The 24,016-nt window shown below is 60.2% G+C and carries 21 protein-coding genes; 8 read left to right on the top strand and 13 right to left on the bottom strand.

All coding sequences use genetic code 11. The features are described 5' to 3' along the window. Nucleotides 1-32 precede the first annotated feature (32 nt). Together nth and LOM8899_RS01630 are read left to right on the top strand one after the other, a co-directional pair. Entirely contained in the window at nucleotides 33-677 is a 645-nt protein-coding gene (nth, locus tag LOM8899_RS01635; protein WP_093990411.1) for an endonuclease III, read from the top strand. After that, nucleotides 674-1,663 (top strand): adenosine kinase, encoded by a 990-nt coding sequence (locus LOM8899_RS01630; RefSeq protein WP_093990410.1) that lies wholly within the window; start codon nucleotides 674-676, stop codon nucleotides 1,661-1,663. Before nth ends, LOM8899_RS01630 begins: the two co-directional genes overlap by 4 nt. Before the next feature lie 40 nt (nucleotides 1,664-1,703). Here the strand turns inward: LOM8899_RS01630 and LOM8899_RS01625 are convergent, their stop codons facing one another. The 3 genes from LOM8899_RS01625 to LOM8899_RS01615 form a co-directional block, all read right to left on the bottom strand. Then, nucleotides 1,704-2,405 carry a hypothetical protein gene (locus tag LOM8899_RS01625; protein WP_093990409.1) on the bottom strand — a complete coding sequence of 234 codons (702 nt, stop codon included), beginning with the start codon at nucleotides 2,403-2,405 and terminating at the stop codon, nucleotides 1,704-1,706. Nucleotides 2,406-2,482: 77 nt separating this feature from the next. Beyond that, on the bottom strand, nucleotides 2,483-2,881 hold the full coding sequence (locus LOM8899_RS01620) for a DUF3052 family protein (RefSeq protein WP_093990408.1): 399 nt from the start codon (nucleotides 2,879-2,881) through the stop codon (nucleotides 2,483-2,485). Then, on the bottom strand, nucleotides 2,881-3,699 hold the full coding sequence (locus LOM8899_RS01615) for a sulfotransferase family protein (protein WP_093990407.1): 819 nt from the start codon (nucleotides 3,697-3,699) through the stop codon (nucleotides 2,881-2,883). Before LOM8899_RS01615 ends, LOM8899_RS01620 begins: the two co-directional genes overlap by 1 nt. A 152-nt stretch (nucleotides 3,700-3,851) precedes the next feature. Here LOM8899_RS01615 and LOM8899_RS01610 point away from each other — a divergent pair, with 152 nt between their 5' ends. Together LOM8899_RS01610 and LOM8899_RS01605 are read left to right on the top strand one after the other, a co-directional pair. Further along, nucleotides 3,852-5,429 carry a DUF5928 domain-containing protein gene (locus LOM8899_RS01610; protein WP_093991360.1) on the top strand — a complete coding sequence of 526 codons (1,578 nt, stop codon included), beginning with the start codon at nucleotides 3,852-3,854 and terminating at the stop codon, nucleotides 5,427-5,429. Between the two features lie 8 nt (nucleotides 5,430-5,437). Then, nucleotides 5,438-5,806, top strand: coding sequence for an HIT domain-containing protein (locus LOM8899_RS01605; protein WP_093990406.1), 369 nt, complete (start codon nucleotides 5,438-5,440; stop codon nucleotides 5,804-5,806). A 122-nt stretch (nucleotides 5,807-5,928) separates the two neighbouring features. Here LOM8899_RS01605 and LOM8899_RS01600 read toward each other — a convergent pair whose 3' ends face one another. Further along, nucleotides 5,929-6,861, bottom strand: a complete 933-nt coding sequence (locus LOM8899_RS01600; RefSeq protein ID WP_093990405.1) for an ABC transporter ATP-binding protein — start codon at nucleotides 6,859-6,861, stop codon at nucleotides 5,929-5,931. Between the two features lie 120 nt (nucleotides 6,862-6,981). On the opposite strand from LOM8899_RS01600, the gene LOM8899_RS01595 reads away from it, so the two are divergent. Then, on the top strand, nucleotides 6,982-7,164 hold the full coding sequence (locus LOM8899_RS01595) for a zinc-finger domain-containing protein (RefSeq protein ID WP_093990404.1): 183 nt from the start codon (nucleotides 6,982-6,984) through the stop codon (nucleotides 7,162-7,164). Between the two features lie 131 nt (nucleotides 7,165-7,295). Then, nucleotides 7,296-10,109, top strand: coding sequence for a DNA polymerase I (polA, locus tag LOM8899_RS01590; protein ID WP_093990403.1), 2,814 nt, complete (start codon nucleotides 7,296-7,298; stop codon nucleotides 10,107-10,109). Between the two features lie 94 nt (nucleotides 10,110-10,203). Here the strand turns inward: polA and LOM8899_RS01585 are convergent, their stop codons facing one another. The 5 genes from LOM8899_RS01585 to LOM8899_RS01565 all read right to left on the bottom strand — a co-directional run bounded on the left by LOM8899_RS01585 (nucleotide 10,204) and on the right by LOM8899_RS01565 (nucleotide 15,971). After that, nucleotides 10,204-10,671: an Hsp20 family protein gene (locus LOM8899_RS01585; protein ID WP_093990402.1), complete on the bottom strand. Its 468-nt coding sequence runs from the start codon at nucleotides 10,669-10,671 to the stop codon at nucleotides 10,204-10,206. Between the two features lie 124 nt (nucleotides 10,672-10,795). After that, on the bottom strand, nucleotides 10,796-11,605 hold the full coding sequence (locus tag LOM8899_RS01580; RefSeq protein WP_093991359.1) for a trypsin-like serine peptidase: 810 nt from the start codon (nucleotides 11,603-11,605) through the stop codon (nucleotides 10,796-10,798). A gap of 66 nt (nucleotides 11,606-11,671) precedes the next feature. After that, the gene (glcF, locus tag LOM8899_RS01575) at nucleotides 11,672-13,006 is read right to left on the bottom strand and encodes a glycolate oxidase subunit GlcF (protein WP_093990401.1); all 1,335 of its coding nucleotides are present in this window, start codon (nucleotides 13,004-13,006) and stop codon (nucleotides 11,672-11,674) included. A 332-nt stretch (nucleotides 13,007-13,338) separates the two neighbouring features. Then, nucleotides 13,339-14,466 (bottom strand): FAD-binding protein, encoded by a 1,128-nt coding sequence (locus LOM8899_RS01570; protein ID WP_093990400.1) that lies wholly within the window; start codon nucleotides 14,464-14,466, stop codon nucleotides 13,339-13,341. A gap of 71 nt (nucleotides 14,467-14,537) precedes the next feature. Continuing rightward, nucleotides 14,538-15,971 (bottom strand): FAD-linked oxidase C-terminal domain-containing protein, encoded by a 1,434-nt coding sequence (locus tag LOM8899_RS01565; RefSeq protein ID WP_093990399.1) that lies wholly within the window; start codon nucleotides 15,969-15,971, stop codon nucleotides 14,538-14,540. Between the two features lie 81 nt (nucleotides 15,972-16,052). Here LOM8899_RS01565 and LOM8899_RS01560 point away from each other — a divergent pair, with 81 nt between their 5' ends. Together LOM8899_RS01560 and LOM8899_RS01555 are read left to right on the top strand one after the other, a co-directional pair. Continuing rightward, nucleotides 16,053-16,751, top strand: coding sequence for a DUF599 domain-containing protein (locus LOM8899_RS01560; RefSeq protein WP_093990398.1), 699 nt, complete (start codon nucleotides 16,053-16,055; stop codon nucleotides 16,749-16,751). Beyond that, nucleotides 16,748-17,101, top strand: a complete 354-nt coding sequence (locus tag LOM8899_RS01555; protein ID WP_211096154.1) for a hypothetical protein — start codon at nucleotides 16,748-16,750, stop codon at nucleotides 17,099-17,101. Before LOM8899_RS01560 ends, LOM8899_RS01555 begins: the two co-directional genes overlap by 4 nt. Here the strand turns inward: LOM8899_RS01555 and LOM8899_RS01550 are convergent. The 4 genes from LOM8899_RS01550 to LOM8899_RS01535 all read right to left on the bottom strand — a co-directional run bounded on the left by LOM8899_RS01550 (nucleotide 17,098) and on the right by LOM8899_RS01535 (nucleotide 23,947). Continuing rightward, nucleotides 17,098-19,173 (bottom strand): hypothetical protein, encoded by a 2,076-nt coding sequence (locus LOM8899_RS01550; RefSeq protein ID WP_093990397.1) that lies wholly within the window; start codon nucleotides 19,171-19,173, stop codon nucleotides 17,098-17,100. The two genes, LOM8899_RS01555 and LOM8899_RS01550, sit on opposite strands and share 4 nt — an antisense overlap. A 79-nt stretch (nucleotides 19,174-19,252) precedes the next feature. Further along, nucleotides 19,253-22,030 carry a DUF4159 domain-containing protein gene (locus tag LOM8899_RS01545; RefSeq protein WP_093990396.1) on the bottom strand — a complete coding sequence of 926 codons (2,778 nt, stop codon included), beginning with the start codon at nucleotides 22,028-22,030 and terminating at the stop codon, nucleotides 19,253-19,255. Nucleotides 22,031-22,064: 34 nt separating this feature from the next. After that, entirely contained in the window at nucleotides 22,065-22,943 is an 879-nt protein-coding gene (locus LOM8899_RS01540) for a DUF58 domain-containing protein (protein WP_093990395.1), read from the bottom strand. Continuing rightward, nucleotides 22,940-23,947, bottom strand: coding sequence for an AAA family ATPase (locus LOM8899_RS01535; RefSeq protein WP_093990394.1), 1,008 nt, complete (start codon nucleotides 23,945-23,947; stop codon nucleotides 22,940-22,942). Before LOM8899_RS01535 ends, LOM8899_RS01540 begins: the two co-directional genes overlap by 4 nt. Nucleotides 23,948-24,016: the final 69 nt, after the last annotated feature.

The raw sequence follows: 24,016 nt of genomic DNA, 5'->3' as shown, positions 1-24,016 counted from the left end.
CCAGCCGCGCTGAGGCGGGCATACCGAAACCAATGGCAAAACAGCTTTCATACGGCGCGATGCGCGAGGCCTTCACCCGGTTCCAAACCGCCGAGCCAGAGCCGAAGGGCGAGTTGGAACACGTCAATGTCTTTACCCTCGTCGTGGCAGTTGCCCTAAGCGCGCAAGCCACCGATGCCGGGGTGAACAAAGCAACCCGCGGTCTGTTCGCCGTGGCCGATACACCGGAGAAGATGGTCGCCTTGGGTGAAGAAGGCGTCATCGAGCACATCAAGACCATCGGGCTGTTTCGCAACAAGGCCAAGAACGTCATCAAACTGAGCCAGATGCTGATTGACGACTACGGAGGCGAGGTCCCCAATTCGCGGGCCGCCCTACAGAGTTTGCCCGGTGTTGGCCGCAAAACCGCCAATGTTGTCCTGAATATGTGGTGGCGTCAGCCGGCACAGGCGGTCGACACCCATATATTCCGCGTCGGCAATCGCTCCGGGATCGCACCGGGCAAGGACGTCGATGCGGTCGAACGCGCCATCGAGGACAACGTGCCAGCCGATTTCCAGCTTCATGCACATCACTGGTTGATCCTGCATGGCCGCTACATTTGTGTGGCCCGCAAACCAAAGTGCGGTGCCTGTGTGATCAAAGACATTTGTCAGTATGAGGACAAGACTGAATGAAAAAATTTCAAATCGTTGGCATTGGCAACGCAATGGTCGATGTGTTGGCCCGCGCCGATGAAGATTTTCTCGGCGAAGCCGGAATCGAGAAGGGGATCATGCAGCTGATCGATATGGATCGCGCCGTCGATCTTTATAGCAGGATCGGACCTGCCAAGGAAATCAGCGGCGGTTCCGCAGCGAATACGATCGCAGGCATCGCGCATCTGGGTGGCAAGACGGCCTATGTCGGCAAGGTCAAGGACGATCAGTTGGGCGCGATCTTTGCCCATGACCTGCGCGCGCAGGGGGCGGTCTATGAGACCCGGATGGCACCCAAGGATGCGCCGCAAGAGACCGGGCGCTGCATCGTGCTGGTGACCCCGGATGGCGAACGGTCGATGAACACGTATCTCGGCGTCACTGAATTCCTCGAACCGTCAGACATTGACCCCGCCATGATGGCCGAGGCCGACTGGATCTACCTTGAGGGTTATCGATTTGACGGACCCGAAAGCCACGCTGCATTCGCCAAGGCGATCGAGGCCTGCAAGGGCGCTGGTGGACGGGTGTCGTTGACCCTCTCTGATCCGTTCTGTGTCAGCCGACACAAGGACGCCTTTCGGGCCATGATCCAGTCCGACGTCGACCTGCTGTTCTGCAACCGATCCGAGCTTATGGCGATGTATGGCGGTGATTTCGAAACCGCGCTCGCCACGGCAGCCTCTGAACTTGAGATCCTGGCCTGCACGGACAGTGAGAACGGCGCTCATATCCTGTCGGGTGGCGAGCGCTGGCACGCCCCTGCGGTGCCGACGGACATCGTGGATGCGACCGGGGCAGGGGATCTGTTCGCCGGTGCCTTCCTTTGGGCTTTGGCCGAAGGTCACGATCTTGAAACCTGCGGTCGGATGGGATGTGTCGCTGCATCCGAGGTGATCAGCCATATCGGAGCGCGCCCAGAGGCCGATCTCAAGGCGCTTTTCACAAAGCACGATCTGATCTAGCGACGGCGTCTCAGGGCCGGGCGATTGTCCGGCCCGACCACTATGGAACGGTGCTGAGCCACAGTCGATCGATCCGGTCTATCACGTCGGTATCGAAGCGATCCTCTTCTTTCCAGTATTTGCCTGACGGGACCATGTAGCCTGCATCGGCTTCTGCTGTCAGAGCCGCATCAACGGCATCGGCCAGCTGGGTGCCGGGTGTCATGTCGCGCAGGCGATCCGGCGAGCTTCGCGGATAGACGAGACGGCTCTCATCCCGAGAGAGATTGACCATCGCGCAACCCTGCCGCGCCGCCAGCGCCATTACCCGCGCCGATTTCGCTTCGAGCGAACGCAGGGTCACGTCGACGCGCAGAGGATCGGGCTCGCCCTTTCCATAGAAGTGGGTTTGCTCGTCTTTTGGATAGACCATGTCGCAGCCCAAGCAGGCGATGACAGTGGGTCTTAACGCATGCAGCGCCCAATAAGCCGCTGTAAACGCCATGGTGCCACCGGCATAGACAAAGCCGCCGAAGTCGTTTTGCGCGGGGACGTAGTCCTTAGATGTGACAACCATCTGATGAGTTTGGATTGTGCTCGGCTGCCGATCGGGCGGGAAGTCATCGGGGTGGATCAGGAAATCCCAATCGGGCCGGACCGCCCATGCATTGTTGATCGACACAATGTGATCGAAATCGTCTCGAAGCCAGTCACGGCAGGCGACGACATTGGGGCCGCTGCCGAGCAGGAGGACAATGGACATGATCGGCGCTCTTTCTAAACCGCTTGCGGCCGTAAGGTAGCGCGAGAGCACCCGGTTCCCATGGCAATTTCGCGGTTTTAACGAAGTTCCTTGCGGATCATCAACTTGAGGCCTGACCACGTCGCATCAACGGCGCAAACCTTGACGTCGACGAGGCCCATTGGAAGGCAAATGCTTCGGATCGTGTCCTCGGTTATGTCCGTCGGCACCTTGCTCGTCCTCTTGGGCCATGAGACCCAGATCATTCCGTTGCGATCGATCAACTGCAGAGCGTTTTGAAGTTCGGCACTCAGAACGGTCGCTTCGGTGACGAACAAGTGGACGAAAGTGGTGCCTTCCGCCAGTTGCCCCCACACCACGTCTGGCGCAGCGCCGAGCAGCGTTTCGTATCCCTCGGGTGCATTGTGAACCGCGCAGGTCATTCCGTCCTTCAGCCCCAGCTTCTTCCAGAGCGGCGTTCCGGAATAGCCCGCCATCAGTCGCCCAACTTGGCGTGGACTTCTGCCAGATCAATCTCGCCCGTCGGCATCTTGTTGGCGGGGTTCTCGAAATCGTATTTGAAAAGCTGGAAGTCGCGTTTGTACATTTCGTAGACAAGATGCATCGACAGATCGTCGAAGTAATCCTCGACCGGATGCGCACGCTTCGGTCCGTGCCCTTCACTTTCGTTGAAGCGTGGGATGTCCTTCAAATCAATGGGAAACTGGGTCTTGATGTTGTCGAGCACGGATTGCATTCCGGGATCGAACTTCTCGGTCCAGAAGATGTTGTCATAGCGGCCGCCGTTGACCACGAAGGTTGAAATATGACCAGACATGGCGGACCAGTGGATGTCGGGTTCCATCGGCTTGCGGAACCGCACGGTATCCCGCGCAAAGAGCAGGAAGCGTCGGAACGACTTGATCTGGTCGAATTGAAAATTGTCCTCGGGGCTGCCGACCTCGATGCCATATTTCTGGATCAAGAGGGGAACGAGGTTGCCGCGATATCGCCTGCCGTTGCGCTGAATGCCGCAGATCTTATCGAAGAAGGAGCTCAGAATGCGGGTGTAGGGGTTTCGCACACAGGTAAAGGCATAGGACCGGTGCTCCTTCACGTTCGACGTAATCAGCTTTTGGCTGCCCTCGTTGGCCCACTTGTGGAGGCCGTCGGTCGCATCGTGGATGTCGCCGTCGAAGAATTCGCCGTGATCCGAGAAGTACATGATCTGGCCAATGGTCGAACAGGCGCATTTCGGCACCACGCGATACACAACGCTCTCAGTTTCGGTCATCCAAGTGCCTGGAAAACCCATGCCCGTGCCTCCAAAATTGCTCCGCGCCCCGGCTATTCGGGGTCTTGTGACGGCTTTTGCCGGAAAAAAGCAAACAAACACTGTTTATTCAACGGCTGTTCACGTTATCAAGTGTAAACAATCCAAACCTTTTGGGCAGCAAGGTTTCCAAATTGGCAAAAATTGCCTTCATTCTTCTGTGTCATAAAGACCCTGATGCCATCATCTTACAGGCTCAGCAGCTTACCGCTGTCGGGGACTGCATCTCGATCCACTACGACGCCCGAGCCCCGAAAGAGGGATATGACCGGATCAGGCGTGAGTTTGCCGACAATCCCAATGTGACCTTTGCCCGTCGGCGGATCAAATGCGGTTGGGGTGAGTGGAGCCTTGTCCAAGCAACGCTGTATGCCGTGGAGGCGGCCGTGAAGGCCTTTCCGCGTGCGACCCATTTCTACATGGTCTCGGGCGACTGCATGGCGATAAAGTCCGCGGCCTATGCCCACCGGTTCCTCGATGACGACGATGTCGATTATATCGAGAGCGTCGATTTCTTCGAGGGCGACTGGATCAAGACGGGCATGAAAGAAGAGCGGTTGATTTACCGTCACTTCTTTAACGAGCGGACGCAGAAACGGATCTTCTATTGGAGTTTCTGGACCCAGCGTAAGCTGGGCCTGACCCGGGCAGTGCCGTCCGACTTACAAATCATGATCGGGAGCCAATGGTGGTGCCTCCGGCGGCGCACCATCGAGGCGATCCTCGATCTCTTGGCCAAGAGGCGGGACATCGTGCGGTTTTTCCGAACGACCTGGATCCCCGACGAAACCTTCTTCCAGACCTTGGTGCGCCACCTCGTCCCCGAGAGTGAGATCCGCAATCGCACTCTCACCTTCCTGATGTTCACCGACTATGGAATGCCGGTCACCTTCTACAACGACCATTTCGACCTGCTATTGGGGCAGGATTTCCTGTTCGCCCGAAAGATCAGTCCCGATGCAAAAGAACTGAAGAAGAGGTTGGGGCGGCTATACGCGTCTGGCCGAGATGACTTCAAAGTATCGAACGAGGGTCGAAACCTATTCAGCTTCCTGACGGGGAGGGGGCGCATCGGGCGTCGGTTTGCTCCGCGCTTCTGGGAGACCGAGACCAGCCTAGGGCGTGAGCGTGAACTTTTGATCGTCGCCTGCAAGAAATGGCATGTCGCGAAACGTCTGGTGGGGTCGATCAAGCATTCGACGAATATTCCGTCGATTGATTATCTCTTCAACGAGGAAAGCACCGCGCTGCCCGATCTGGGAGGCATTCAGACGACGATTGCAAAGCGCCATCGCCATAGGCGTGCGCTCATGCGGATGTTGTTTGACTACTACGAGACGGATCGCTTGCTCATTTGCCTCGACACGGCATCCATCGACCTGATGCAGGACTTTTTCTCGGACCGCTCGACCGTCAGGCTATTGGAGATCGAGTGCGAGTTTTCCGACGAATACCTGATAGGCCATGCGCAGCGGGTCGGCCTTGCAGGGGAGATGACCGGTCGAGAGACATTGCAGCAGCTCTTGCCGACGATCCGCTATGACGTGGTGTTCGAAAGCGATCAGATCAGGGATGCGCATTTTGCCAATCATCTGAGAATTCGCCAGACGGCGTCGGTGGAAGAGAATATCCCACCGGTGTCGGAGTTTCTGAGTGTGGGCGAAGACGTCGCCCGCACCATCGTCGAAACCCCCTACCTGTTCTCTGACTGAGGTGCCAAATGGACTTCGATTACGATCCTGAAAACCTGTTTGCCAAGATTTTGCGGGGAGAGATTCCCAACAAGACTGTGTTGGAGACGGATCACGCCTTGGCGTTTCACGACATCGCGCCACAGGCACCGATCCACGTTCTCGTGGTGCCGAAAGGTCCATATGTCAGTCTGGATCATTTCGCTCGCGATGCGAGCGCCGAGGAACAGGTCGGGTTCCTGTCGGCGGTGTCTCAGGTTTGCGAGATCCTTGGTGTGGAGGCAGGGTTCAGGGCCATCGCAAACAGTCGAGAACACGGCATGCAGGAAGTGCCGCATTTCCATCTGCACATCCTGGCCGGCCGCCGCATTGGACCGCTGGTGGTGCCGCAGAGCTGATCCAATCGCGCGCTACCGCGCAGTGGTGTCGCGCCCGTGTGTTTGCGCGATGCAACTCGTTTCGGAGTGGCTGTCTTGTCGGCCAGCTGCCTCCGGCGGGAGTTTGCTGGCCAAGATGAAGGCTAGCGCGAGCTCGTGATGGAGAGGAAGACGTCCTCGAGGTCGGCCTCTTCGCTGCGCACGTCTTGAATGCCGATGCCTTTGCTCCGGATAGCGTCCAGCACCGCGTCGGCGCTGAGTTTGCTGTTGTCATAGGCGAAGGCGAGAGTGCCGCCCGGCTTTGCTGTGCAGGTGATGCCGTCGGGCATCTCCGGCGCCGTGGTTTCGCTTGTCGGTGTGACGATCAGGGTCTTGCCGCTGATCCGTCCAAGCAAATTGGCCGTGCTGTCGCGCGTCACCAATTGCCCATGGTTGATGATTGCAATCTCGTCGCACATTTCTTGTGCTTCTTCGAGGTAGTGGGTGGTGAGGATGATGGTCATGCCACGCTCTTCATTCAGCCGCCGCACATTGGCCCAAAGCATGTTGCGCAATTCGATGTCCACGCCGGCGGTTGGCTCGTCCAAGACCAGAATTCGCGGATTGTGGACCAGTGCCTTGCCCAAGAGCAGCCTGCGCCGCATACCCCCGGAGAGTGAGCGTGCATAGGCGTCGGCCTTGTCGGTGAGCCCGATCAGTTCGAGGATCTCGTCTGTCTTGCGTTGTGATTTCGGCACGCCGTAGAGCCCGGCCTGGACGTTCAGCGCACCGCGTGGCGTGAAGAAGGGGTCGAGCACGAGTTCCTGTGGCATGACGCCGATGGCCGCCCGGCTCTGTCTGGGGTTCACGTCTTGGTCGAAGCCCCAAATTCTGACGCTTCCGGCCGTTTTGACGACCAGACCTGCGAGAATGTTGATCATCGTGGATTTACCGGCCCCGTTTGGCCCGAGAAGTCCAAAGATCGCACCCTGCGGAATGGCCAGATCGACGCCTTTGAGAGCCTCCTTGGCAGGGCTCTTGCCCGTGGCTTTGTAGGTTTTGGTCAGCCCGGTGATTTCGATGGCGTTACGGGTCATGAGTGTGCCTTCTTTTGCCAGCTCCTGTCCAATCGCGGCTTGCGGGGACGGGTGGGTGCGGTAGTATGTGAACCGATCTAGGCTGGCGATTGGCCGGCCGCAACCAGATAGGCCTGCCTTATGTCGATCCCTGCCCCTGAGACCAAGATTGTGACCGCATGGCGTGTGGCATGTGATGGCGGTGAGGGGGCTTTGGGGCACCCTCGCGTCTGGCTTTCGATTCCGCGGGACAAGGGCTGGGTCGAATGCGGCTATTGCGATGCCCGCTATGTGCACGAAACGGCAAAGGATGCGGCGGAGTAGCTTTACCTGCCTGCCATCAATGGGCTTGGTGAAGCGACGTTGACGCTTACTCTTGTGGGAGCCGCATGGGGTGGCACTACGCCTTTGGTCGTGCGAGTTTACAGTCGAACAGTGTATGGGGCAGCCTGCAAATGGATACTAAATTTGGCAAAGGGTGCCATCTGCATCTGATTGACGGCTCGGCCTTCATCTTTCGCGCTTATCATGCCCTGCCGCCGCTCACCCGCAAATCCGACGGTTTGCCGGTTGGGGCCGTTTCCGGCTTTTGCAACATGTTGCAGCGCTATGTGGAAGGAAACAACGGCGCAGATGCCGCGACCCATGTCGCCGTGATCTTCGACAAGGGAAGCCACACGTTTCGCAACGACCTATATGATCTATACAAGGCAAACCGCGAGGCGATGCCCGAAGACCTGCGCCCTCAGATTCCCTTGACCCGGAAGGCGACCGAAGCGTTCAACATCGCCTGCAAGGAACTAGAGGGATTTGAGGCCGACGATATCATCGCCACCCTGTCGTGCATGGCGCGTGAGGCAGGTGGCCGCGTCACGATCGTATCGTCTGACAAGGATTTGATGCAGTTGGTCGGCGATGGCGTCGAGATGCTCGATCCGATGAAGAACAAGCGTATCGACCGTGACGGCGTGATCGAGAAGTTTGGTGTGGGTCCGGAACGGGTGGTCGATGTGCAGGCGCTTGCCGGAGATTCGGTCGACAACGTACCGGGTGCACCGGGGATCGGGATCAAGACCGCCGCCCTGCTGATCAACGAATATGGTGACCTAGAGAGCCTGCTGGACCGAGCGGGTGAGATCAAGCAGCCCAAGCGCCGCGAGACCCTGATCGAAAAGCGAGCCCAGATCGAGATGTCCAAACGGTTGGTTCAGCTCGACTGCGACATGGATTTGGACTTCACGCTCGAAGACCTGGAAGTGCGCGATCCGGAGCCGGATGTATTGCTCGGCTTTCTCAGCGAAATGGAGTTTCGCACGATCACGCAGCGTATTGCGGCCAAATTGGGGACAGAGCCTCCGGTTATCGCCGAGCCGGCTGCGGAGGCTGCCGCTGACGAGGTCGAGGCGGTGCCATTCGACGCCGACAAATATGAATGTGTTTCTGACGCTTCGGCGCTTCAGGTGTGGATAGACCGCATAGTGCAGGCTGGCTACGTCGCCGTCGACACGGAAACGACGAGCCTCGACGAAATGCGCGCGGATATCGTCGGTATTTCGCTGTGCGTGGAACCGGGGCAGGCTTGCTACATTCCCATCGCGCACAAGGCATCTCGCGGGGATGATTTGTTCGGATCGGATGACTTGGCCGAGGGGCAGATGGACCGCGACGAGGTTCTTGGGATGCTGCGTCCTCTCCTCGAGGACCCTTCCGTGCTCAAGATCGGGCAGAACATGAAATACGACGCCAAGATCTTTGCGCTCTTGGGTGTCGATGTGGCGCCGATCGACGATACGATGCTCATGAGCTATGCGATGCATGGTGGCTTGCACAACCATGGCATGGACGGATTGAGCGAGCGGTATCTGTCGCATAAACCGATTGAAATCAAAAGCCTGCTGGGAACTGGGAAAGCTGCTGTCACATTTGATCGGGTGCCTGTGGACGATGCGGTCAAATACGCTGCAGAAGATGCCGACATCACTCTGCGCCTCTGGCAGGCATTCAAGCCCAAGCTGCACCGCGTCGGTGTAACGACCGTCTATGAGACCTTGGAGAGGCCATTGGTGCCTGTCCTCGCGCGTATGGAAATGGCAGGGATCAAGGTCGACCGTGACACTCTGAGCAGGATGTCAAACGCCTTCGCCCAAAAAATGGCAGGGTTGGAAGCGGAGATCCATGAACTCGCCGGCCGATCCTTCAATGTCGGTTCGCCCAAGCAATTGGGCGAGATCATGTTCGATGAGATGGGCCTGACATTGCCGGACGGCAAGAAGCCATCGACCGGCAAGACCGGGGCCTATTCCACAGGCGCGGACGTTCTGGAGGATCTGGCGACGATCCACGACTTGCCGCGGCGGATTCTGGATTGGCGGCAACTTTCCAAGCTCAAATCTACCTACACAGATGCGCTGCAGGAACATATCAATCCCGATACGGGGCGCGTCCACACCTCATACTCGATTGCCGGAGCGAACACTGGCCGGCTCGCGTCCACCGACCCCAATCTGCAGAACATTCCGGTGCGGTCCGAAGAGGGCCGTCGCATCCGAGAGGCCTTTGTGGCCGATGATGGAAAAGTGCTGGTGTCGCTCGACTATTCCCAAATCGAGTTGCGGATCCTAGCACATGTCGCTGGGATTCCGGCGCTCAAGCAAGCGTTTGTCGATGGCGTCGACATTCACGCCATGACCGCGTCCGAGATGTTCGATGTGCCATTGGACGAGATGACCCCGGAGGTCCGGCGTCAGGCCAAGGCGATCAACTTTGGCGTGATCTACGGAATTTCGGGGTTTGGACTCGCCCGCAACCTGCGGATCCCGCGGGATCAGGCACAGGGGTTCATCGACCGCTATTTCGAACGGTTCCCGGGAATTCGCGCCTACATGGATGACACCGTCGCCTTTGCCAAAGAGCATGGCTATGTCCAGACTCTATTCGGCCGGAAAATCCACACCCCGGAGATCAATTCAAAGGGGCCGACTGCCGGGTTTGCAAAGCGGGCGGCAATCAATGCGCCAATTCAGGGCACTGCGGCAGATGTCATCCGCCGGGCGATGACGCGGATGGACACCGCCATAGAACGTATTCCTGCGCGAATGCTCTTGCAGGTTCACGACGAACTCCTGTTCGAGGTCGATGCCGAAGCGGCTGACGATCTGATAGAGGTGGCTCGCAATGTGATGGAAGGGGCGGCCGATCCTGCCGTGAAGCTCGATGTGCATTTGGCTGTCGACGGGGGGCAGGGCGCGACTTGGGCTGAGGCCCACTAGTGCCCGCTGTTTTCAACGTCGTAAAAGCCGCTTGCAGTCGCACAGCGTAGCTAGTGGACGGCAAGGTGGGCTGCCCCACCTTGCCTGAACCGCCTTAGTTTACAGGCTGACTTTCAACCAAATTGGCAGAAGTGCTCTGCGACTTGGCGATTTCGATCCGGCGCGGTTTCAGCGCTTCCGGGACTTCGCGGACCAGATCGATGTGCAGCATTCCGTTCTCGTGGCTGGCACCGGTGACGCGCACGTGGTCGGCGAGATGGAACCGACGCTCGAATGCGCGGGTGGCGATACCGCGATGCAGATAGCGGGTTTCGCCGTCGGTTTCAGGCTTGCGGGCGGCGACGAGCAGAGCGTGTTCCCGCACTTCGACGTTCAGGTCCGTGTCGGAAAATCCCGCAACTGCAATCGAAATACGCCAACCGTCGTCGGACGTTTTCTCGATGTTGTAGGGGGGATAGTTCGTTTGACTGCCTTCATTGGTCATCACGCGGTCCATCAGATCAGCGATCTGGTCAAAACCGACAGTGGCACGATGAAGCGGGGCAAAGTCATAGGTTCGCATGGGGTTATCCTCCATTGAGCGACAACAAGTTGAGCCTTCCAGATGGACAGGCAACGGTTTCACAGGGCCCGATTGGCACCCTGTGAGCAAGATTTAGAAAGCGATGGGTGCCGTTTCAAGACCCCTAGGGCCGAACAAATTTCGCTCCGGTCTCGGCGCGTTCGCCGCCACCCAAGACCCGAACCCGGGGGGCCGCATCTTGAAAGACACCGCCACCGGCGGCAAGGCTGGCCCGCAATTCCGCAAGCGGTTCGTCCAGTGACGTGCCGAGCGCCACGCGTTGTCCATCGAGTTCCGCTTTGGCCGAAACGACGGAAACGATGCGCGCCACACCGCCCTCAATCACAAAGATCGGCGCCCCGGAGGAACCGAAATCGACATCGCAGGAGAGAACCAGCACTCCTTCTGCCTGACCCAAGACGCCGCACACTTCTTGTAGCGAGGGCGCATCTGCGCGGTCGTGGGCATATGAGACAATTCCGACTTCCATGCCACGTTGCAGATTCCGAACGGTTTCGAATGGCTGGATCTGGTTGAGCCGAATGGGTTGGCTCAGTTCCAGTAGAGCGACGTCCTGACGGGTCGTTTGTGTCGAAGAGTGAATATCGAACACGTAGCCCTCGGGCGTCACGGCCCGTCGGACATCCCTGTAGGCTTCGGCGCGACCATTGCGCAGCCCGGCCTGAAACTCGATCCGACCGGGATCGACCCGCTCTCCGGTCGATCGGTCAAACAGGCAATGTGCAGCGGTCAAGACCAGATTGGGGGCGATCAATGCACCCGTGCAGAAGCCTTTGCCTGCAATATCGAGGCGACCCACAGCCTCCCAGCCGCGCGCGTCATCACCTGTCTGCAGGCTGTTGAGTGCGGTTTGAGCATCGGCAGACAGAGACAGGCCAAGGCACAGCCCAAGCGCTGCAATAAGGTTTCGCATCTGGTCTTTCTCTCCTGCCCGACTGAGCGGAAACATAGCAAAGGCGTGAGGCAAGAATAGGGCAAATTAGGTCAACGAGCGCCGCAGGTCGGGAATTTGCGGCGCATCTTGGCGCGATGCTGTCAGGGCTGGGGGCTGGGGGCCGCCCGTGGCCCAGTCCAGCAGTTCGACCGTATGCACGATCGGCACGCCGGTGCCGCTGCCAATCTGCATCATACAGCCGATGTTGCCGGCGGCGATGATGTCGGGCCCGATTGCTTCAAGCGTCTCGACTTTGCGGGCTTTCAACTGCCTCGATATTTCGGGCTGCATCAAGTTGTAGGTTCCGGCAGATCCGCAGCACAAGTGGCTATCCGCAGGTTCCACCACCGTAAAGCCGGCCTTCTTGAGCAGGTCTTTTGGAAAGGTCTTGATCTGTTGTCCATGTTGCAACGAACAGGCGGCGTGATAGGCGACGCGCAAGTCCTTTGGCGCGCCTTTAGGGAAGTCGAGCTGCATCAGCACCTCTGAAATATCCATGGCCCTTTCAGAAATCCTCTTGGCATCGCTCGCCAACGGGTCGTTGCGGAACATATGCCAATAGTCCTTGACCGTCGTTCCGCAGCCGGAGGTATTGATCACGATGGCATCAAGCCCTTGCCCGTCAATCTCGCGTGTCCAGGCGCGGATGTTCTTTGCGGCGTTGGCGTGGCTTTCCGCCTCCTTGCCCATGTGGTGGGTCAGCGCCCCACAGCAGCCGGCACCTTCTGCCACGACCACTTCGCATCCCAGTCGGGTGAGCAGCCGGATCGTGGCGTCGTTGATATCGGTATTCAGCGCCTTTTGGGCACAGCCAGTCATCAAAGCGACCCGCTTCTTGGGGGCAATATTGGGCGCGAAGCTCTGGGGATCGTCGTTCCGGCTGACCGGGGGAATTTGTTTTGGCGCCATCTCCAGCATCGCCCGTAGCCTTCGGTCCGGGATCAACTTAGCAAAGGGGCGCCCGATCTTGGCACCAAGAAGGGCCAGCCGAAAGCGGGTGGGGTAAGGTAGGATTTGTGCAAGAACCCAGCGCAAGACCCTATCCGACAAGGGTCTCTTGTACGTTTTCTCAATGTATGCTCGGGCATGGTCCACGAGATGCATGTAGTGCACCCCGGATGGGCAGGTGGTCATGCAGGCCAGACAAGACAGGCACTTGTCGATATGCCCCACGGTCTTGGCATCAGGGACCCGCTCGTTTTCGAGCATATCCTTGATCAGGTATATCCGGCCGCGCGGGCTATCCAACTCGTCATTCAAAACCTGATAGGTCGGGCAGGTTGCCGTGCAAAACCCACAATGAACACAACTGCGAAGGATTTCATTCGCCCGCGCGATAGCAGGGTCTTCGAGTTGCTTCGGCGTAAACGTCGTTTGCATGGGTCAGACCCCTCCTGAAACTGATGGACACACCAAGGCAAGGCTCAAGGACCTGTTTTCAAACGCGTCGTGTCGGCGGTGCATGGTCGTCAATTGATTGGCAACGCCAGTTCTCTGCTCGGCCGAGCCAGTGGGGGAAGGCACTCCGTCAGCCGCCCTGACGGAAAGTGCCGAGCAGCATTCGGGCCTAGCGTTGGGCAAGCGGAAATCGGTGACGCCGACACTGCGCAATGCCAAAAAATGTTCTGCCCAATCGTCCAGAGCCAATGACGTGCCTATGCAATCGGCATGAGAGTTGTCCGGACCATTGGGAAGGGCGACGAGGGACGACATCAGTTCATGAGCCCGGGATTCAATATCCCTCTTGGATCAAACTGCGCTCTGAGCCCTGCATTGAGTGCCGCAATCGCCGTCGGTTCGGGGTGAAAAATCGGAATAGACGGACGCACTTCGCCACGCGCCTTGATGAGCGTGGCGTGTCCTGAGAACGATCCCAGTTCAGCTCGCAGATCGGTCGCGTTGGGAACTGCCGCCCATATCAATCCACCGCCCCAATCGAGTACAACCCGTGCTCCCGCCGGTAGTCTGGCGACGATCCCCGGCGCATCTGAAGGGCGAACAGACAGGCGCCAAATGTCGTCAGCGCAGTCCGCCCAGAATGCGAGATCACGTATCTCTCGCCAACGGTCCGAAGGTGACTGAGCACCGCTGGTTTGAACGTCTCCAAAAGCGTACAATGCGTCTTTCAGTCTTGCGAGCCGATAGGCCACCGAGGCCTCGAATCCTTCAATGCGCAGCAACGTTTCTGGTGAACCGGCGTCCGACTGGATCAGATGCGCCGCACCGGTGACTTCAAAAGGCGAGGTAAGGGCGGCCGACATGGCTGCCACGGCGCGCTCAACCGACAATCCATGGATCGTGAGCGTGCCTTCCGTCTCCGGTGTCGGCAGAACCTTGAGACTGACCTCGCTGATCACCCCCAAGGTGCCATACGAGCCGGTCATCAGTTTCACCAGATCATATCCCGTCACGTTCTTCATCACGCGACCGCCATTCTTCAGAACCCGCCCGGTCCCATCCACGAACCGCACTCCTAGCATGTGATCGCGGGCGGCCCCGACGACGACCCGGCGCGGACCGCTGGAGTTGGTCGCGATCACGCCACCGATGGTCGGCGATCCGGAGGTGCCGAGAACTTTGCGGCAGTCCATCGGTTCGAATGCAAGGCGCTGTTTTTCAGATGCAAGTGCGGCTTCGATCTCCGCCAGCGGCGTTCCTGCCTGTGCCACGATCGTCAGCGCACCAGGCTCGTAAAGGGTGATCCCGCTCAGTCCAGTCATGTTGAGAGGTGCGCCATCTATCTGCCGTCCAATTCCGCGCGTCCCGCCGGCAGAGATCTTAAGCGGTCCGTTGGCCTGCGCCACTGCCTCAGAGAGCTCGGTTTCGGTGGTCGGTTTCATGCAGGTGTCCAGTTTCTTTGGGAAATAAGTATCCACGGGGGGAGCCCGCAGGGCGGGGGGCGGTAAGCCCCCTACGAGGCGCGTCGTGTCTCGCTGTTCGCGAGGGGAAATACCTTGGCCGGGTTCAACAACCATTTCGGATCAAACACATCTTTCACGGCCATCTGGGCCTCGAGGTCTTCACTGGAAAACTGAACGCCCATCAGGTCGCGCTTCTCGATGCCGACCCCGTGTTCGCCGGTCAGACATCCGCCGACCTCTACGCAGAGCTTGAGAATTTCGGCTCCGAGGGCCTCGCACGTCTCCAGATCGCCGTCTTTGTTGGCATCATAGAGGATCAAGGGGTGCATATTTCCGTCACCCGCGTGAAAGACGTTGCCGACCGCAAGGCCATATTGCACGGATAGCTCTTCGATCCGGCGCAACACATACGGCAAAGCCGACACCGGGATCGTTCCGTCGAGGCACATATAGTCGGAGATGCGTCCGACCGCGCTGAAGGCGGCCTTGCGACCCGCCCAGATACGTGCGGCTTGATCCTTGTCCAATGCTTCTTGCATGGCGACGGGTTCGTGGCGTCGAGCGATCTCGCCGATCAGTGCCAATTGGGCATCGATCTCCGACGGGCTGCCCTCTACTTCGATGATCAACAGCGCTCCGCACTCTGGATATCCAGCTTGCGCAAATTCCTCACAGACCTTGATCAACAAACGGTCCATGTATTCGATCGCGACAGGCAGGACGCCTGCCTTGATGATGTCCGAAACGCAGGCCCCGGCCACTTCCGCGCTGTCATAACCGATCATGATGGGCCGAGCACCTTCCGGCTTCGGCAAGATGCGCAAGGTCGCTTCCGTGACGACACCCAACTGGCCTTCCGACCCACAGATCAGGCCAAGCAGATCGTAGCTGCTTGCATCCATATGGGCTCCACCGATCTCGACGATCGTACCGTCCATCTGAACAAGCGTGACGCCTAGGAGATTGTTCGTCGTGACGCCATATTTCAGGCAATGCGCCCCGCCTGAATTCATCGCGATGTTGCCCGCAATTGCGCAGGCAAGCTGGCTGGAAGGGTCAGGCGCGTAAAAGAATCCGTCCTGCTCGACGGCGCCCGTGACACTCAGGTTTGTCCTTCCCGTCTGCACGCGGATGATCCGGTCGTTGTAGTGGGTTTCCAATACTTGGGTCATTCTGGCCACGCCGAGAATAACGCAATCAGCGGTTGGCAGCGCGCCGCCCGCCAGCGACGTTCCAGAACCGCGAGGCACGACCGGAACGCCCTCTTCATGGCAAATCCGCAAAACATCCGAGACCTCTTGCGTCGTGCCCGGCAGAACGGCGCAAAGCGGAGGGCATCGATAGGCCGTAAGCGCGTCACACTCATATGCGCGCGTCTCCATCGGATCGTGGATCACGGACCGATCTGGCAAGACCTCTTGCAGGCGCGACACGAGACGCGCCTTTCTGGCCATGACACGCGCATCTGGGGCAGGCATTTCCATCGGCTATCTCCCACATTGGTAAAGTATTATAACCAATTTCACAGTATGGCAAGCGCGCGGCGGGCAAGCTAGTGTGCGCTCATGGACATCATGAGCTTCTTTCCGATCCTTACGCTACTCGACGTCGTGGCCTTGGCGCTACTGGTGATATGCTGGCTCGGGATCGGGCTTTTGATCGAACATCCGGGCGGCCGCCGCCCGTCAGTGACAATTCTGATGGCCGAATATCGACGCGAATGGATGCGCGAGCTCTTGACCCGCGACGTGCGCATTTTCGATTCCCAGATCTTGGCCAGCCTGCGTCAGGGCACATCCTTCTTTGCGTCTACCTGCCTCTTGGCCGTCGGCGGGGTGCTTGCCCTGATCGGCAACACCGACCCTTTGGAAGACGTGGCCGAGGGTCTGACCCATACGGACAGTCCTGTACTTCTGTGGCAAATCAAGCTGATGCTGGTGGCGCTGTTTCTAACGCATGCGTTTCTGAAGTTTGTCTGGGCAAACCGCATCTTCGGATACTGCTCCGTCATGATGGCTGCGGTGCCCCTCGACCCCAAAAATCCGAAGGCAGCGACACGCGCATCCATGGCGGGCGAATTGAACATCCGGGCAGCGTGGAATTTCAACAGGGGCCTCCGTTCGATGTATTTCGCCCTCGGGTCCTTGGCATGGCTGCTCGGAGCCGTTCCATTGATGGTCGCCACGGGCGCGGTCGTCTGGTTGCTTTGGTCACGCGAATTTGCGTCTTCGGCCCGCAAAATCGTGCTAACCGATGAACCATGATGCATCGTATTCTCACCGTATGTGCCTTGGTTCCATGTGTCGCGCTGGCGGATCCGCCGGACGTCGTGGAAGTGCGTGCCGCGCAGACAGGCGCGACGTGGCGCTTTGACGTGACCGTTTTGCATTCTGACACGGGATGGGATCACTACGCCGACGGATGGGAAGTGCTTGATGCCAACGGCAATCGCCTTGGCTTCCGCGAGTTGCTGCATCCGCATGAGACAGAGCAGCCCTTCACGCGCTCGCTGAGCGGAGTGGCCATTCCCCCTGAATTGGACAGCGTTCAAATCCGCGCCCGCTGCTCCGTCGACGGGTGGAGCACCGAGACGACGACCGTGGAGTTGCGTTAACGCCGGCCCTCGCGGAGCCAGCCACCGATGACCAGAAGTGATGCCAGTGCCAGAAATGCCCATGCCGGCAGGAATGGACGTATCGATATATCCGCCGTCAGGTAGGCCTCACGCGGGGTGATCCCGATCCAACCCCGGCCCGCTGCCGGTCGGCCGGGACGCACCTCGCGCAAATCCGGGACGCCGTCTGACATGGCGAAGACGCCGCCCGCAGTGCTTGCGACAACCGGCTGAAGCAGCTCGCCACTGGCTATCGTCTGCTCGAACTCGCGAGGCGCTGCGGGGCCAAGTGCGATGACCGCCTCTTCGATGCCGTCGGTCAAACGATACAATCCGATCTCAGGCGCTTGCCACAGTGTTTCGAACCGACCGGGGCTTACTTCGTCTAGCGTCAGAACGGTGTCGGTTCCGTCCGGGCCGGTGACGGTTACCTGCGGGGCCTCTTCCGCCAAAGTGCGGCGGATGATCCGCATGGTCTGTCCTGATGGTTCGACCCAGAGGCTCTCTTCCTCGAGTTCCGGCTCCTTCATCATCCAATGGGCCAGTCTCCGGAGCAACTCAAGCTGCGGCCCGCCCCCCTCGTAGCCACGATCCCAGAGCCATGACTGATCGGAGGCCATCAGCGCAACTCTGCCGTCACCGACCCTGTCGAGGAGCAGGAGTGGCCGACCATCGGGGCCTTCCATCACAGCCGTGGAGACCGGCGTCGCGGTGACGTCGATCAGGCGGAACCACCGGCCCCATCCGGGGAGACCCTCTTCGGTGTCGGGCTGCGCCGATAGCGTGTCGAGGCCGGCTGTCACCGGGTGGCGTTGCCCAATCTCGGACAATTGCGGGGTGAACCCTTCTTCCAGAACCCGCGCAGTCGGCGCACCCGGAAGCACGAACCCGAGGGGGGAGCGATAAATACTGTCGGCACTCGCATATTCCGGCCCAGCCGAGACCAGTACAGCGCCACCGTTTGCCACATAGTCGGCAACGTTCTCCAGATAGACGGTCGGCAATATCCCACGCCGGCGGTAGCGGTCGAAGACGATTAGGTCGAATTCATCGATCTTTTCGATGAACAACTCACGCGTTGGAAAAGCGATAAGCGACAATTCATCGACCGGAACGCCGTCCTGCTTTTCCGGAGGCCGGAGAATCGTGAAATGAACCAGATCGACCGAACTGTCGGATTTCAGAAGATTGCGCCACGTGCGTTCTCCGGGGTGTGGCTCGCCGCTGACCAACAGGACGCGAAGCCGGTCTCGGACACCATTGATCTGGATGACGGCAGCGTTGTTGCGATCGGTCAATTCGCCGTCCTGCACCGGTGTCGAGAATTGAAGGACGTTCATACCGCCATGCGGCAGTGTCACCGGCAATTCCAGATCCTCGCCGACCGGAACGTCAAAGCGCATCGGCTCTCCGCCGTCGATGGCGATACTCAGCTCGACGAGTGCGGCGTCGGATGGAGACATCCCCTGATCCTCGATCCGCAGAGTGAGATTGACCGGTTCTCCCATAATGGCAAAGGCCGGGGCGTTGCGGACAACCAACCGGCGATCCCAGTCATCCGGTTCTCCAGACAGCAGGACATGCAGCGGTGCAGGCAGGCCCGGCACACGATCTATGTCATGTACACGGCCATCCGTCAGCAGGACAACACCGGCGATCCGGCCTTGAGGTTCTTCCGCAAGCGCCTCGGCCAATGCGGTCATCAGCAGCGTCCCACTGTCGCCGTCGGCATCCGACAGCCGAACGACGCGTAATTCGGTCGCACCTCTGCTTTCCACTTCGGCGGTCAGTTCCGCCAAAGCTGCATTCGTCTGCTCACTGCGTCCCGCGATCCGTTGGCTCGCGCTTTCATCCACGACCGCGATCACGATATCAGACAATGGCTCGCGGTCTTCGCTTTGCAATGACGGATTGGCGACGGCCAGCAGCAGAACAACCGCCGCGAGGCCGCGAAGCCACCAGCCGCGAAGTCCTCGCCAAAGCGCGAAGGCAACGAAGCCCGAAACAAGACCGCAGGCGGCCCACAGCACCGCCCAAGGCACCAGAGGATCAAGGATCACTGTCTCGGTCACAGGCGCGACCCCTCACTTCTTTGGGTCCAAAATATCCCCGCCGGAGGCTTCCCGGCCCACCATTCGTTCCGCGACCAGGTCATTGCCCCAACCTTTCCAGAAGCGCCGGGACATGCACCTGATCGGATTTATAGTTGCCGGTCAGCACATGCATGATCAGGTTCACGCCGAAGCGGTTGGCGATCTCGCGCTGCCGTTCACCAGCCATGCCACGGCCCACCGGCAGCAAGGGGTTCCCCAATCCGTCCACCGCCCATGCGGACGCCCAGTCGTTGCCGCCGATGACCACAGGCGTGACACCGTCGTTTAGATTGCGAAACGGCATGCCGTCGGCCAGTTCTGCGTCGACAGGAGCAGCCTCGACCCAGATATCTCGGCTGTTGTACCGGCCCGGAAAATCCTGAAGCAGGTAGAATGTGCGCGTGAGCACGTGATCCTCGGGGATCGGTGCGATTGGGGGGATGTCCAGCGGCCGGGCCAATGCCTGAAGCATCCGGCCCTCGGGCGAAGCGGACCCGAACCCGGCCAAATCGGCGTCGCGCGTATCGAACAGGATCATCCCGCCGGAGCGCAGATAGCGGTTCAGTTTTGCGTAGGCGTCACGGCTCGGGATATTCTGGCTCGCGGTCACCGGCCAGTACAGGAACGGAAAGAACGCCAACTCGTCGGTCTCGATATCCACGCCCATCGGTGCACCCGGCTCGATCGAAGTGCGCGCGAACAATGTGTTGGAAAGCCCCCGGAGACCCGCTTGTGCGATTTCATCGACCTGTGGGTCGCCTGTCAGGACGTGGGCCAGAATAACCTGCGACGTCGCCGCTATGGCGAAATCGTCGTCGGCTGCGCTGTTGGATTGCTGTGTCCAGCCCGGCTGAGGCAGCGCAAACAGAAGGATCAAGACCCCGGCAGCGACGTCAGCCCTTGGTCCGCGCAATTTTCCGGACAGAGCGAGGGCGGCCAGAATGTCGACCATCAGCATCAACAGAGCACCTCCCAAAAGCCAGCCTTTCAGATCGATTTCCCGCAGCGCAGCCATCCCTTCGATTGCGATCCGGGCGGGCCAGGCCGCGGGAGCCAGTGTCGTCTCTGCCCCGATCAAGTTGACCGCAATCCGTCGATCCTCGCCAGCGTAAAGCCCGGGCGGCATGCCCGGCCCCGGCCACGCTGTGGCAAGTTGCTCGCCTGTCACACCGGGAAGGGTGTCCGTGCGCTCCAGCCGCCCATAGGCATCAAGCACGTCCTCCGGAACCCAGGTCGTGCCTGCCAGATCTTCGGCGGTTGGCGCCATCGGGCGGGTTGAAACCGCCAGCCGTTCAAGCATTTGCACGAACAGACCGGACAGCGGCAATGTCGACCACTCCGCATTGGCGGTCACGTGGAACAGCACAACCTGACCTTCGCCCAGTGGCTTGCGCGTGACAAGCGGCGTGCCGTCCGACAGCTGCGCGATCACCCGTTCCGCCAATGTCGGATCGGGTTGCGCAACAACTTGGCTGCTCACGGTCACTTCCTCTGGCACCGACAGCCCAAAGAAGGGCGAGTTTTCGTCGAACTCGGCCAAAGCCTTGGGTTCGCCCCAGCTCATCGCGCCACCGACAGCCCGCCCGCCTGCACGCAGACGGACCGGCATCAGCGGGTCTTCCTCGGCGCGGCCCATATCGCTGGATGCCAGACGCTGACCGGCGAACCGCAGCAACAAGCCGCCTGCTTCGACCCAATCCTGAACATCCTCGGCTTCGCCCTCGGCCAGCGTGGCGACATCGGCCAGAATAATCACGTCGGGATTGGCCAGAAGGACGTCAGAGATCGTGCCGTCGATCAGATCGGCGACCGGGCTGAGCGCCTGCTCGAGGTAATGGGTCGGTGCCAGCAGTTCGAGCCCTTCACGTTCGGCCCCTCCGTCAATCAGCGCGACTTCGCGACGCTTCAGCGCATCGTCGGTCAGTGTGACGGCACCGGCGGAGCGTTGGCCGCTGAGTTCAAAGCGTGTGATCCGGTTGCGCAGCTCTGGCGGAAGGTCAAAAACCGCTTCGCCGATCTCCGAGCCGGCCTCGAAGGTGATCGGCATGGTTTCGAGCTGCCGCTCAATCCCCGCCGGGTCAAGCCCTATGGCGGCGACGGTCACTTCGATTTCGGGGCCAATCGGCGTGCGGACGGCGCTGATGGTGATATCGCCGCCGTCGAACTGGGCGGGCCTGAGGGCAAGTGTCTGTCGCGGGCTTTGGAAAACCGTGACGGTTCCGTGGCTCTCCAGTTCAGCCAGAAGCGCCGTTCGGCTGTCGCGGGCGAGCCCGTCTGAGAGCCAGAACGTGTCGAACGACCCTTCCAGCCCATCGGACCAGTCTGCCAGTTCGGTCGGCTGAGGCTCCCATGCGGCGGGGGCAAAGGCGGGAATTTGCAGTGCCGTGGCATCCGCGCCCTGAAACACCGGTCCTTCCGGCGGCAGATCGGTGAGCGCGACCAGTGCCGTTGTCCGGCCCATCCGACCCGCCTCGGTGAGCAACGCCTCGATGCGGTCACGCCGAGCCGCCCAATCACGAGCATCCGCCCAAGTGCCGTCCGCCACAATGAGGAGGGGGCCGGTACCGGTGCGCTCTGTCTGGGGATTTAGCAATGGCCCGGCAAAGCCGCCGATGATTGCGGCAACCGCAAGCATCCGTAGCAGCAAGAGCCACCACGGCGTCCGATCCGATTGCGTGTCCTCGTCTGTCAGGCCCAACAGTAGCGCCACACCGGGGAAACGTCTGCGGATCGGGGCGGGTGGCACAGCACGCAAGATCAGCCAGAGAATCGGCAATGCGATCAGGCCGAGCAGCAACCAGGGCGCGGTAAAGCCAAGGGGGCCAAGCGTCATCATGATGAATACGTCTCGGTTTGAGGTCGTGCGCCCATCATGTCCGACGCTCCAACGCACCGAAAATCCACATCAGCGCCGACGCGGCGCTGTCGCCGGTGTGGTGGCTGTGAAACTGCCAGCCGGTCAGGCGCGCCAACTGGCTGAGCCGGTCTTTGCGCTCGGCCAGCCGGTCGAGATAGCGCTGCTTGAGATCGCCTGCTTTCAGCGTTTCATGCCGCAGGCTGCCACTCATACTCTCGAAAATCGTCCGTCCATCGAAGGGAAAGGCTTCTTCGGTCGGGTCGAGCACCTGCAACATCGCTCCTTGGACGCCCTTGTCAGCGGCGGCGGTCAGGGCGGCCTCGGTTGCGTCGATGTCGCCCAGGAAATCGGAAATGAAGAGCGCGCGGGAGTGGGCGGCCATCTCGCGCGCGTCGGGTGCGCCATAGTCGGCCGCGTCGTCTTCGCTCAGCAGCTGGGCCATCCGGTCAACATGCGCAGAGCCGCGACGGGGGGGCAAACCGGGCAGGCCGACGCGCTCACCCCCGCGCAGCAGCAGGATTGCACTGGCAAGAGCCAAGGTCCGCGCCCTGTGCGCCTTGCTGGGCAGCTCTTTCGAAGAGGTAAAGCTCATCGATGCCGACTGATCGACCCAGAGGCTGACGCTTTGTGCGATCTGCCATTCCTTGTCTTGGACGAAGGTGTCGTCAGAGCGGGCCGAGCGCCGCCAGTCGATGCTGCGCACTTCGTCATGGTCTTGGGCGGGCCGATATTGCCAGAAAGTGTCGCCCAACCCGGCCCTGCGCCGTCCGTGATCGCCCACTAGGACGGTCGAGGCCAAATGTTCGGCCTCGGCCAAAAGCGGTGGTAGCGGCGAGGCGAGCGCTTCGGCGTTCGATCGCAGCGTCAGGGAGAGCGGGGCGCTTTCGGTCACGCGGCGGCCTCGACCTTGGTGATATGCGTGGCGACACGGTCGATCAGGGCGGCAAGGTTCTCCCCACGTGCGCGGGCCGCGAATGACAACGCCATGCGGTGGGTCAGCACCGGTGCGGCCAGTTTGCGCACATCGTCGGCAGAGGGGACGAGACGTCCGCCCAAGAGTGCTTCGGCCCGCACCGCCAGCATCAGCGCCTGAGCGGCGCGGGGGCCGGGGCCCCAACTGACGCTATCGCGCACAAATTGCGGGGCGTCGGCTTCGGTTGGGCGGCAAGCACGGACCAGATCGAGGATCATTTCTACGATCGCATCCCCCACGGGCATCCGGCGGAGCAGCTGTTGTGCATCAAGCAGTTCCTGCGCGGTGAAGACCGCGGTTGCCTCCGCCTCGGCCACGCCAGTGGTCGCCAGCAGGATGTCTCGTTCGGCGGCACGGTCAGGGTAGGGGACGTCGATCTGAACGAGGAAGCGGTCAAGTTGCGCTTCCGGCAGGGGGTAGGTGCCTTCTTGTTCGATCGGGTTTTGCGTGGCCAGCACGTGGAACGGCACGCCCAAGGGGCGATGCTCGCCGGCGATCGTCACCTCTTTCTCCTGCATGGCCTGAAGCAGCGCCGACTGCGTGCGCGGGCTGGCGCGGTTGATCTCGTCGGCCATCAGAAGCTGGCAAAACACCGGGCCCTGGATAAACCTGAATGCGCGGGTGCCGTCGGCGGCGGTTTCAAGAACTTCCGAGCCGAGGATGTCGGCCGGCATCAGGTCCGGCGTGAACTGAATCCGGTTGCCGTGCAGCCCCATGACGGTGGAGAGGGTATCGACAAGCCGGGTCTTGCCCAGCCCCGGCAGGCCAACCAGCAGAGCATGTCCGCCGCAGATCAACGAGGTGAGCGTCAGGTCCACGACCCGATCCTGACCGATGAATCGCTTGGCGATGCTTGTGCGGGCTTCGGCCAGCTTGGCAGCGAGAGTTTCGATCTCTTGGACCAGATCGGCGTCTGACGTCATGACTTAAGCTCCTCAAACCTTTGTTCCGGCATTTGACCAGATATTGCAGACGGCCCCAATGGCAAAAAC

The sequence above is a fragment of the Flavimaricola marinus genome, from assembly GCF_900184895.1.
GTDB lineage: Bacteria > Pseudomonadota > Alphaproteobacteria > Rhodobacterales > Rhodobacteraceae > Flavimaricola > Flavimaricola marinus.
The sequence above is the reverse complement of the archived record's forward strand: the minus strand, read 5'-3'. Positions and strand labels throughout refer to the sequence as shown.